Here is an 11,336-nt window from a genome sequence, read left to right as displayed (position 1 = left end):
CATTCGTTCCTTTGTGCCTCCCCCCTATCCGCACGCGCCTCAAGGAAGCGTGAATTTGCAGCCTTACCCCGAAGTTAAAGCGCGATTCAGGTTGCTTGTTCGTTGTAAGAAATTCTTAGCGGATAGGGCCTAGCGACCGGCCCAGATGGTTAGGACCTTCTCCCTTGCGCGTACGTGTGTCGCCGGCCTTGTGCTGAGCGCTGCGATAGCGCCTGCGATGACGCCAGCCTCCGCCCAGCAAAGCGCGCCACCCCCGAGGATCGCCTTTAACGACGTGCTATCCATGCCTTCACCCGGTTTTGAAGGGCAGACAGGGCAGATCGGCGCGGTGATCATTCGCGGCAATGAGGCGCTTGAAGAAGAACGCTACCAGCAAGTGGTCGAAGGATTTTTCGGCGAACCGCTAACCGACGAAGTGCTCGAACGGCTGTCTGACGAGTTGACCGAGCTCGCCAAGGAAGCCGGTTATCCTTATGCCCGAGCCTCGATTGATACCGAGGCTGCGCAGAACGGTTTCGTCGAGATCAACATCGACGAAGGCCGCATCGACCGGATCGAGATCACCGGCTCCGACAATCCTGCCGCACACCGGATGCTGGAGGGGCTGGTTGGCCGCCCGGCGACCAAAGCCGATCTGGAATCGACCCTGCTGCTAGTCTCCGACATCCCCGCGTTGATCCTTCGCGGCGCGAGATTGCAGCGCGTTGACGGGCAAGGCGTGCTGCTGGTCAGCCTTGAAGAACGCGGCCCCAATATCTCGGTCAGCGCAGACAATTACGGCTCCGAGTTGTTCGGGCCGGTGCGCGCGCGCGCGGCGATCCGCTATGCCGATGTTCTGAATTCCGCCGATCAGGTGAGCGCGGCGGTGCGCATCAATCCGATTGAACCGTCTGAACTGCTATTCGGCTCAGCCGCATATCGAACCCAGGTCACCGATGGCGGAACCTATGTCACGCTTGCCGGGTCGCTCGGACAGACCGCGCCGGGCGGCGATCTGGGGCCAAGCGACATTTCGGGTGACAGCCGCCGCGCGAGCCTCGCGGTGTCGGTCCCGCTCAAGAGATCGCGCGGAGCGAGCCTGTGGCTTGAGGCCAACGCGGCCTATATCTCGGTCGCGCAAGACGATCTGGGCACATTGCTGCGCGACGACACTCTGGTGACGGCTTCGGTTGGGCTGCGCACACGCTTTGCCGTTGCGGAAGGTTCTGCGGGTGCGAGCCTGTGGATCGACCGCGGGCTTGATATGCTCGGTGCGACCCGGCTCGGTGATCCGCTGGCGTCGAGAGCCGATGGCGACGGCGTCTTCACCCGCTACCGCTTCAGCGCCGATGCGCGGCTGCCGCTGGTGAGGCGACTCGACCTCTACCTGACCGCAACCGGACAGATGGCTGACCGTCCGCTGCTGGCCAGTCAGGAAATCGCACTGGGCGGCGCCCATCGCACGCGCGGATACGGCTTTGCCGAGGTGCTGGGCGATGAAGGAATCGCTGGCCTCGCAGAGCTGCGCTATCGCTTCAACACTAGCGGCCTGCCGTTCGACTTCCTCCAGCTCTACGCCTTTGCCGATGGCGGCTATGTCACTGACATTGGCAGCGATCTGGGCGAAGGCTCGCTTTTCTCGGCTGGCTCGGGCGTGCGCGGCCGCGTTGGAATTTTCGACTTCGAGGTTGAAGGTGCCTTCCCCCTCGGCGGCAGCGGCGAACGCGACACCAGCAACGATCCGCAGATAAATGTGCGCGCTGGCGTGAATTTCTAAAGAGCCGGTCAGCCGGTGGTGGTGGACAGGGCTGGATTCGAACCAGCGTACGCTTGCGCGGGCAGATTTACAGTCTGCTGCCTTTAACCACTCGGCCACCTGTCCACACAAGGGCTGTCAAAAACGCGTCAGTTCGCGTCTCAATAGCAAGCACCGGGCATAACACCCCGCTGCCGAGAGGCGCCCATTTGGCGAAGCGGCGCTTGCCTGTCAATGGGCCTGCTGGCAGGGGGACCGCAATAGCAAGCAGAAGCGAGAATAATTGATGGCAAAGGGTGACCGCAAACGCGCATTGCGAGGGCGAGCGGGCAGAATGACGGGCGGGCGCGGTTCGGGCAAGGGAACCGCGGGCCATGTGCGGCTGTGGGGCCGCCACCCGGTCGAGGCTGCTCTGAAGAACCCCGCGCGCCAGCACCGCAAATTGTGGGCAACGCGCGACGCGATCGAGGCGCTGGACGGCGAATTGCCGCAGGATTTTCCGGTTGAGTATGCCGATCCGCATGATCTGGCCCGGCTGGTTGCCAAGGACGCGCCGCATCAAGGTCTGGTGCTCGAATGCGAGCCGCTGGAGGACCAGTTCCTCGATGCAATCGCGACCGGAGATCGCACGCGCCCGGTCGTAGTGCTCGATCAGGTGACTGACCCGCACAATGTCGGCGCGATCCTGCGTTCGGCGGCGGCCTTCGGCGCGGCTTGCATCGTTACGCAGGACCGCCACGCTCCGCCTGAGAGCGGCGTTGTCGCCAAATCTGCCTCGGGCGCGCTTGAAACCGTTCCGTGGATCCGCGTGGTCAATCTTGCCCGCGCGCTGGATGAGCTCGCCGATGCCGGATATTGGCGGATTGGCCTTGCTGGCGAGGCCGAAGCGACATTGGGCGAGAGCATGCCCACCGGCGCGCTCGCCATCGTGCTGGGCGCAGAAGGCGAAGGCATGCGGCACAATATTGCGGCGCATTGCGACGCGCTGGCCCGTCTGCCGATCTCTTCCGCAATAGAAAGTCTTAACGTTTCTAACGCAGCAGCAATTGCACTATATGCAGCTGCAACGCGCGCGGGCGATTGATCCGCGCATCAGGGGGAGATTGAATTATGTCCATCCACACCAAACCACGCGCGATCGCGGTCGCCTTGCTCACGGGCCTGTCGCTGATCCTGTCGGGGTGCTTCATGACTCCGGGCAAATTCACCTCCGAGCTGGTCCTGACCGAGGATGACCGCTTCACCTTCACCTATGACGGCGAGATATTCTTCCTCGGCCTGTCGCAGTTGGCGCAGATGGATGCAGCGACCGAGGAATTCGAGCCGGAGCCTTGCTACATCGACGCGACCTATGAGGTGCGCGAATGTTCGACCAATGAAATCTCCAGCCAGCGCGCCCAGTGGGAGGCACAGGCCGAAACACGCGCCGCCGAATCCGCGCGTGAGGCCGAACAGATGTCCGCCATGATGGGCGGCATCGACCTCAGCGATCCCGAAGCCTCTGCCGAGCTGGTGCGCATGCTGGAGCGGCAGGAAGGCTGGCACAGCGTCGTCGACAAGGGCGACGGCGTGTTCGAGGTCAGCTATTCGGTCAGCGGTGAGTTGAGCCATGACTTCATGTTCCCTGTGATCGAGGGTTTTCCGATGGCGAACCCCTTCGTCCAGATCCATCTGCGCGATGGCGATGTGGTGCGCGTGAATGCGCCCGGCTTTGCGGCCCAGAACGAAGCCAGCCCGATGGCCGGCATGATGGGCGGCATGGCGGGAATGGCCGGACTCGCAGCGATGAGCGGTGAGGAAGGCAACGAGGCAATGCCCGAGCTTCCCGCAATCGAAGGCACCTTCACGATCCGCACCAACGGCGCGATCCGCGCCAACAACACCGATGAAGGCGCAAGCCCTTCGGCCGAAGGTGAAGTGCTGACCTGGCAGATCAGCCCTCGCACCAGCGCCGCACCGACCGCTTTGATCGATATGTCGCGCTAAACCGCACGAGATCAACCAAAGACAAAAAAGACCCCGTCAGCATCGCTGCTGGCGGGGTCTTTTGCTTACCGGCACATTGCGCTGCGCCGGTAAGAAGGTCAGGCTGAAATCAGATCAGTTGACCGCGTCCTTCAGGCCTTTGCCAGCCTTGAACTTGGGCTGGTTGGAAGCCTTGATCGTCATTGGCTCGCCAGTGCGCGGATTGCGACCGGTGGAAGCCTTGCGCTTGGCCACGGAAAACGTCCCGAACCCGACCAGACGCACTTCGTCGCCGCCTGCCAGAGACTTCTGGATCGCATCAAAAACGGCCTCAACGGCGTTCGACGCGTCACTTTTGGATAGCCCACTGGTTTCGGCAACTGCGCTGGTCAGTTCATTCTTGTTCATGTTTTGGAACCCCTCATGTCTTTCAGGCGTGTGTAACAGCCCTGTCTAACTCACATTCCGTTTCGGTGAATCGCCCCCGAAAGCGCGCAACATGAGACGTTTTTCCACAGGCTGTCAAAGGCAAATCTCGCAGAAAATCGCCATTCGCGCGCTCTGCGGCCTCATTTGCGGCGAACCGCATCGCGCTTGCGACTTTGGCAGAGCCTGCCGCTACGCAATCGGGGAATTTCGCGCCATTTCAGCGCGCCCGTCGCGAATCGCCACCGGTGCGATTAATGCGATCAATGCGCGGTTGGCACTTCTCCGCCCGCACCTGCCTGAGCGCCGGGCTGCGAGGCAAGGTCATCAGCCTCGGTCCACTCGATCGGCGCGGGCATTTCGACCAGCGCATGTTCGAGCACAGAATCGACATGCGAAACCGCAATGATTTCGAGGCCCTCTTTCACATTGTCGGGAATCTCGGCGAGGTCTTTGACGTTCTCTTCGGGGATAAGGACCGTGGTGATCCCGCCGCGCAAAGCCGCCAGCAGCTTCTCTTTCAGCCCACCAATAGCAAGCACGCGCCCGCGCAAAGTGACTTCGCCCGTCATGGCAATGTCAGGGCGAACAGCGGCCCCTGTGAGAGTTGAGACTATCGACGTCACCATGCCCACGCCCGCGCTCGGGCCGTCCTTGGGCACAGCGCCTTCGGGCAGGTGGATGTGGATGTTCTTGCGCTGGATCAGCGACGGTTTAATCCCGTATCCCGGCGCGCGCGACTTCACGAAAGAGAACGCCGCCGCGACGCTTTCCTGCATCACATCGCCCAGCTTGCCGGTCGTCTTGACCTCGCTCTTGCCCGGCGTGGTGACGCTTTCGATGGTGAGCAACTCGCCGCCCACGCTGGTCCATGCAAGACCGGTGACGGCGCCGACCTGCGCTTCATCTTCGCTCATGCCGTGCTTGAATTTCCGAACACCGGCAAAGTCGCCCAGATTATCCGGCGTGATCGTGACCGACTTGGTTTCCTTTTCGAGGATCTTGCGAAGCGCCTTGCGCGCCAGCCGCGCGATTTCTCGCTCGAGCGTGCGCACACCGGCCTCTCGCGTGTAATAGCGGATCAGGTCGCGCAGACCTTCATCGGTCAGTTCAAACTCGCCCTTCTTAAGCCCATGCGCTTCGATCTGCTTCTGAAGCAGATGGCGCTTGGCGATCTCGACTTTCTCGTCTTCGGTATAGCCTTCGAGGCGGATGATCTCCATCCGGTCGAGCAGTGGCTGCGGCAGGTCGAGGCTGTTCGCGGTGGTCACGAACATGATGTTCGACAGGTCGAGGTCGAGCTCCAGATAGTGATCCTGGAACTTGCTGTTCTGTTCGGGGTCGAGCACTTCGAGCAGCGCCGAAGCCGGATCGCCGCGGAAATCCTGACCGAGCTTGTCGATCTCGTCGAGCAGGAACAGCGGATTGCTGGTCCCGGCCTTTTTCAGGTTGGCGACAATCTTGCCCGGCATGGAGCCGATGTAAGTGCGCCGGTGGCCTCGTATCTCCGCCTCGTCACGAACGCCGCCGAGCGACTGGCGCACAAATTCGCGCCCCGTTGCCTTGGCAATCGACTTGCCAAGCGAGGTCTTGCCCACGCCGGGAGGGCCGACAAGGCACAGAATTGGACCCTTCAGCTTGTTCGTGCGCGCCTGCACTGCGAGATATTCGATGATCCGGTCCTTGACCTTTTCGAGGCCATAGTGATCGGCGTCGAGGACCTCCTGCGCTTTGGCGATATCTTTCTTAACGCGGCTCTTCTTGCCCCATGGCAGCCCGAGCAGCACGTCGAGATAGTTGCGGATGACAGTCGCCTCGGCGCTCATCGGCTGCATGCCTTTGAGCTTTTTCAGCTCTGCGCTGGCCTTGGTCTTGGCTTCTTTCGACAGCTTGGTCTTGCCGATCTTCTCGGTCAGCTCGGCAATCTCGTCGCCATCGCCATCATCGCCGCCGCCCAGCTCGCTCTGGATCGCTTTCAATTGTTCGTTGAGGTAATATTCGCGCTGGGTCTTCTCCATCTGGCGCTTCACCCGCCCGCGGATCTTGCGCTCGACCTGAAGCACCGACAGCTCGCCTTCCATGAAGGCCATGACCAGTTCGAGCCGCTTCAAAGGGCTCGTCTCGGTCAGCAGAGATTGCTTGTCCGAAACCTTTGCGTTGAGCGCGGCGGCAATCGTGTCGGCAAGCTGGCCCGCATCATCGACATCTGTGAGGTCGACATTGGTCTCCTCGCCCATCTTCTTGTTGAGCTTGGCATATTCGCCGAACTGTTCGGTCACCTGCCGCATCAGCGCGGTGACTTCGCTGCCAGCAACTGTTTCCGGCTCTTCGATGGTGACTTCGGCGAGGATATGCTCGCCCTCTGGCTTCAAGTCCGTCAGCTTTGCGCGCGCGGTCCCTTCGACCAGCACGCGCACCGTGCCGTCAGGCAGTTTGAGCATCTGGAGCACCTGCGCGATGACGCCGGTATCATAGAGGTCCACGCCTTCCGGATCATCGCAAGCCGGATCGAGCTGCGCGAGCAGGAAGATGTCCTTGCTCGCCTCCATCGCCGCCTCCAGCGCCGCAACCGACTTATCGCGCCCCACAAAGAGCGGCACGACCATGCCGGGAAACACGACAATGTCGCGCAGGGGAAGGAGAGGAAAATGCTGTGTCATGTGTCTGTATCCAAGGCCGCCATTGGGACGCGCCGTTTGGGGGAATATGGGTAGCGAAACCCGACCGCGCAACGGACCACCTCAAATTGCGTGTGGATGGCGCGGCAAAGGCGGGCGCTGGCTGCAAAATCAGCTAGATCGGGTTCCCGTCATGATGCGCAGGATTGAAGGTGTAGAAAGTGCTGATCGTATAACGCAGCCCCGACGTCACCGCCTCGACTCCGTGCCGGTAATGGTTGGTCGAGGGAAAGAAGGCCAGCATGTTCGGCTTGATCTCAGGCTTCAGCTTACGGTCGGGAAAGTAGATCCCGCCGCCTTCATATTCGTCATTGAGATAGATGATCGAGGCAAAGGCACGCCACGGCGTCCGGTTCGGTAGGCCATCGGGTTCCTCGCAATCGGCATGCGGTTTCTGATTGTCACCGGGCCGCCAGCGCACCAGCTGCAGCGTGTCAGCATAGACCTTCTCGGTGATGCCGTAATGTTTGCAGATTCTTTTCGTCGCGCGCTTGCGGATCGCCACCATCAGTTTGAGGATCGGCCCGGGCATCGAACGCGGATTGATCATCCGGTCGTACCAGACATCGCTTTTGGGAAGATACGTCTCCCATGGCGCGTCTACGCCGCTGGCGAATTTGAGCAGGCGCAGCCGCTCGGCCTCGGTGATGAAGTCAGGCACAAGCCCGATCGGCTGACCATCCAGCGAACGCGCGTCGCGATAGGTTTCGTCCGGCTTGGGCGCGGGCAGCGTGTTGATCGGCACCGAAGTGTTGCCGCTCATACCAGGAAGCACCGTCGGCCGTTGGGAGATACCCCCAATGCTCGGGAGTCCCCTCGCACGGTCGATGCTGGATGGATCGAACTTCTGACCTGTCATTGCGGACCCCCCTGATCTGGAAAGCTGGAGCGCGGCGGCTGTGCCAGTGCGGCCTGAAATTCTTTCAGCTCTTCCGCTAGAACTTGCAACTCATCAGGCCCAAGCCTTGAGGTCGATCTGGCTGAGCTCTTGGGCCAATTGCGGATAGCGCTTGGCAAAGTACTTGTGCGCCTTACGGTGCACTGGTTTCAGATAGCTTTTTAACGCACCCTGCGCATCGCCATCAGTCGCAAACCTCTTCTCGAAGATTGCGAGCGCGGTGACCAAAGCATTCTCCGACAGATAGCCCGACGTTTGAGAACTCCAGCCATGCATCGCGCCATCGCTGAATTGACTGAAATTGCGCGCGGAATTGGCTAGGAACACGCCAAATCCGAGATAGACCGCCATGCAATCTGTTGCGTGTTCCTCCAAGGCCTCACCACCCGGAGGCATTCCCAACGAGTGGATAACGAGATGCGCCAATTCATGCGCAAAAGTCGAAACCAAGGCGTCGGGATCGCGCAAGAGCGCCGGATCGTAGCGGATGACAGGCGTGCTGCCTTCAACGCTGAATGTACCGAGCGCGCTGCTTTCAGGATCGTAATCTGCCGCAAGCCCCGTTTGGATCCGCTCGCGCCTCGGTTCTCCCTTTTCGAGTCGGCACTCCCAATCGGAGAGGCCTGCCGTCTGCTTTACAGCATGGAAGAGGTCGGAAGCCGTCGAAGCCGCTGTTAGCGCTTCGTCATTGGGCAAGACGAGTCGAGGTTCGAACCCGTCGGATTGGTCGCGCTGACCTAATGTTCGATCAATCCACGCAAAACACGCCAGCAACCATTCTAATTCCTCGCGGTCGATCGGCAGCGACGGTCCGAACAGCCCCATGGAGAGCGCCTCACCCCATGCCCGGCAGGTTAAACCCCGGCGGCAGGCCCATTCCGCCCTGCATTTCCTTCATCTGTTCAGCGGAAACACGGTCAGCCTTGTCGCGCGCGTCGTTGAAGGCGGCGGTGACGAGGTCTTCGACGATGTTCTTCTCTTCCTTGACCATCAGGCTGTCGTCGATGCTCACGCCGAGAATGCGGCCTTTGGCGGTTGCGCGCACCGTTACAAGACCGCCGCCGGCTTTGCCTTCGACTTCGATCGAGTCGAGCTTCACCTGCATGTCGTTCATCTGGTTCTGGATCGTCTCGGCAGCCTGCTGCGCGGCTTGCATCATTTCTTCCATGCTCTTCATGGCGCGGGGGTCCTTTCGTTCAATTCCATTTACGCCCGGCCGAAGCGGCGCGGGCGACATTGTCTTGTGGGTCGATCAGTTCGGCATCGGGGAATGCCTCTTTGGCGGCTTTCACCAGCGGGTGCGCTTCGATCCGTTCGCGGGCGGCGTTCGCTTCCGCTTCGGCGGCCTCACGCAGGCTAGGTTGGGCCTCGCCTGCACCCTTTTCAACCAGCCAGCGCTTTCCGGTGAGCTTGAACAGCGCATCGCGGATTTCGGGCGCGGGGTCGTCAGGGAAGCTGTCAGCCTGTTCGAAGATCAGCTTCTCAGGAGCGAGTTCGATCACACGCACCCGGTCGCGCATGATCTGTGCAACGCGCAGCTGGCCGCCTTGGTCGATGCTGTTCACCAAAGCGCTCCAGTCGAGATCACCACTCGGCGCACTCGCAGTTGCCGGTGCCCCTTCCCCGGCTGGCGCGGTCGCTGGCGCTGCGCCATTCTTGGCAAGTTCCTCTATCCGCTTGGCGAGTTTGCCCGGATCGGGAAGCTGCGAGGCATGCAGCACCCGCAGCAAAGCCATTTGCAGCGACACCAGTGGATCGGGCGCAAGGCGAACCTCGTCATGCCCTTTGAGCAGCAATTGCCACAACCGGTGCAATTCTGCGGTGCCGAGCTTGGCCGCAAACTCGCCCAAGGCGGTTCGCTCTTCCTCGCTGGGCGCATCGGCTTCGCCGCCTGACACCTGCGCCACCGTGATCCGGTGCACCAGATCCATCAGCGCGCGCATCAGCGCCAGCGGTTCAACGCCCAGCGCATATTGTTCTTCGATCCCCGCAAGCAGCTCCGGCGCATCTCCCGCCAGCATCGATCCGAGCAAGCGCCGCTGCGCGCTCTTGTCAGCCAGGCCGAGCATGTCGCGCACCCGCTCTGCCGCGACGTTTCCGTCGGCGTCCATGTCCGCATGGGCAATCGCTTGGTCGAGGATCGAGAGGCCATCGCGCACCGATCCTTCAGCGGCAGCAGCGATAATCCGCAAAGCCTCTGCTTCGGCCTCCACCCCTTCCATCTCGCACACCCGCCCGAAATGCGCGGCCAGCATCTCTGCCGGAATCCGCCGCAGGTCAAAGCGCTGCGTGCGGCTGAGCACCGTCACCGGAAGCTTCTCGACTTCGGTGGTGGCGAACAGGAACTTCACATGCGCGGGCGGCTCTTCGAGCGTCTTGAGCAACGCGTTGAAGGCGTTGCGCGAGAGCATGTGCACCTCGTCGATAATGTAGATCTTGTAGCGCGCCGAAACCGCCGCATAGCGCACCTGCTCAATGATCTCGCGCACATCATCGACGCCTGTGTGCGAAGCAGCGTCCATCTCGATCACGTCGATATGGCGGCCCTCGGCAATCGCCTGACACGGTTCGCACTGCCCGCATGGATCAATCGTCGGACCGCCCTCGCCATCGGGGCCGACGCAGTTGAGCGCCTTTGCGATCAGGCGCGCGGTGGAGGTCTTGCCGACCCCCCTCACCCCGGTCATCAGGAAGGCATGCGCCAGCCGGTCGCGCTCGATCGCATTGCCAAGCGTGCGCACCATCGGCTCTTGCCCGATCAGTTCGGAGAAAGTCTGCGGACGGTATTTGCGCGCCAGCACGCGGTAAGGCTGGTTGCTCTCGCCCGATGGCGCGGCCGCTGGAGTCGGCGCCGCAGCGGGCGGACTCGCGGCCTCAGCGGGCGCATCGCCAAACATCGAGTTCTGCCCCGCCGCCTCAAGCTCGGCAGCGCTGGGGACATTGTCCTCGTTCTCTTCGGGCAGATTGGGGTCGGAATCACTCACACGGACAAGCTAGGCGCTTGGCGCAGCTTTGTCATCGCGCGGATTCGTAAAACGGGGTGGAAAAGCGGGCTCGAGCCGCAATCAAAAGGAGCCGAGCGAGCGTCTGATGGTCGGCACCGGCCCACTCCCCCTCCCAACCACCCGACATGGTTCAAACTATCGGGTGGTTGGGAGGGGGAGTGGGCTGGCACAGCCTAAAAAGGAGCCGAGCGACCCGTCGCAATTCACCTGGGCTGCTTCCTTCCGGACCTGACCCGGTGAGCGAACGCAAACGTCCACCCGACTCCCGGTGCGCCATATGGCGATGCCGCGATGAAAAATCAATCAGCGAAAATTATCGGCGTAGGCTTGCAGTTTGAGCGACTTTGCCGGTGTCGCGTGGACGCGCGCGGTGATGCCGTATTTCTCGGCATAGGCCTTGGCCGCGTCCTTGGTCGGGAAGGTCAGGCGCACCTGTGCCTGAGTATCACCGCTGCCGGTCCAACCCATCAGCGGATCGGGCTTGCGCGCCTCGCTCTGCTCGAATTCGAGCACCCATGTGTCGGTCTTGGCCTTGCCCGATTGCATGGCGGATTTGGGCTGCTGGTAGATAATTGCGGTCATCTTTGTTTCGTCCCTCAAACGCCGGGCGGCGGGCATCCGCCCGCCTT

General features: G+C 61.6%; 10 protein-coding genes, 1 tRNA gene and 1 other RNA gene. 3 read left to right on the top strand and 9 right to left on the bottom strand.

Translation table 11 applies throughout. From position 1 onward, the window contains the following. The first annotated feature begins 283 nt into the window (after positions 1 to 283). The gene (locus tag Q0887_RS02295) at positions 284 to 1,756 is read left to right on the top strand and encodes a ShlB/FhaC/HecB family hemolysin secretion/activation protein (protein ID WP_299191999.1); all 1,473 of its coding nucleotides are present in this window, start codon (positions 284 to 286) and stop codon (positions 1,754 to 1,756) included. A gap of 19 nt (positions 1,757 to 1,775) precedes the next feature. Here the strand turns inward: Q0887_RS02295 and Q0887_RS02290 are convergent. Next, a tRNA-Tyr gene (locus Q0887_RS02290) sits at positions 1,776 to 1,861 on the bottom strand. Between the two features lie 160 nt (positions 1,862 to 2,021). Between Q0887_RS02290 and rlmB the strand changes: the two genes are divergently transcribed. After that, positions 2,022 to 2,819 carry a 23S rRNA (guanosine(2251)-2'-O)-methyltransferase RlmB gene (gene rlmB, locus Q0887_RS02285; RefSeq protein ID WP_299191997.1) on the top strand — a complete coding sequence of 266 codons (798 nt, stop codon included), beginning with the start codon at positions 2,022 to 2,024 and terminating at the stop codon, positions 2,817 to 2,819. A 26-nt stretch (positions 2,820 to 2,845) separates the two neighbouring features. After that, complete coding sequence (locus Q0887_RS02280; RefSeq protein ID WP_299191995.1) at positions 2,846 to 3,721, top strand: hypothetical protein; 876 nt, start codon at positions 2,846 to 2,848, stop codon at positions 3,719 to 3,721. A 114-nt stretch (positions 3,722 to 3,835) separates the two neighbouring features. Here Q0887_RS02280 and Q0887_RS02275 read toward each other — a convergent pair whose 3' ends face one another. The 8 genes from Q0887_RS02275 to Q0887_RS02240 all read right to left on the bottom strand — a co-directional run bounded on the left by Q0887_RS02275 (position 3,836) and on the right by Q0887_RS02240 (position 11,289). Further along, a complete protein-coding gene (locus Q0887_RS02275) occupies positions 3,836 to 4,108 on the bottom strand; it encodes an HU family DNA-binding protein (protein ID WP_299191993.1) in 273 nt (90 codons plus the stop codon). Between the two features lie 281 nt (positions 4,109 to 4,389). Next, on the bottom strand, positions 4,390 to 6,786 hold the full coding sequence (gene lon, locus Q0887_RS02270) for an endopeptidase La (protein WP_299191991.1): 2,397 nt from the start codon (positions 6,784 to 6,786) through the stop codon (positions 4,390 to 4,392). Between the two features lie 133 nt (positions 6,787 to 6,919). Further along, entirely contained in the window at positions 6,920 to 7,567 is a 648-nt protein-coding gene (locus Q0887_RS02265; protein WP_299191990.1) for a 2OG-Fe(II) oxygenase, read from the bottom strand. A gap of 189 nt (positions 7,568 to 7,756) precedes the next feature. Beyond that, a complete protein-coding gene (locus tag Q0887_RS02260) occupies positions 7,757 to 8,527 on the bottom strand; it encodes a hypothetical protein (protein WP_299191988.1) in 771 nt (256 codons plus the stop codon). 10 nt (positions 8,528 to 8,537) lie between these two features. Beyond that, entirely contained in the window at positions 8,538 to 8,879 is a 342-nt protein-coding gene (locus Q0887_RS02255) for a YbaB/EbfC family nucleoid-associated protein (protein WP_299191986.1), read from the bottom strand. Between the two features lie 19 nt (positions 8,880 to 8,898). Then, positions 8,899 to 10,599, bottom strand: coding sequence for a DNA polymerase III subunit gamma/tau (locus Q0887_RS02250; RefSeq protein ID WP_299195195.1), 1,701 nt, complete (start codon positions 10,597 to 10,599; stop codon positions 8,899 to 8,901). Between the two features lie 282 nt (positions 10,600 to 10,881). Continuing rightward, an RNA gene (gene ffs, locus Q0887_RS02245) (signal recognition particle sRNA small type) lies at positions 10,882 to 10,976 on the bottom strand. Positions 10,977 to 11,010: 34 nt separating this feature from the next. Continuing rightward, on the bottom strand, positions 11,011 to 11,289 hold the full coding sequence (locus tag Q0887_RS02240) for an ETC complex I subunit (protein WP_299191984.1): 279 nt from the start codon (positions 11,287 to 11,289) through the stop codon (positions 11,011 to 11,013). Positions 11,290 to 11,336 lie beyond the last annotated feature (47 nt).

The organism is uncultured Erythrobacter sp. (assembly GCF_947492365.1).
In the GTDB taxonomy this organism is placed as follows: domain Bacteria; phylum Pseudomonadota; class Alphaproteobacteria; order Sphingomonadales; family Sphingomonadaceae; genus Erythrobacter.
Note: the sequence above shows the minus strand (reverse complement) of the source record. Positions and strands in the feature narration are given on the sequence as shown.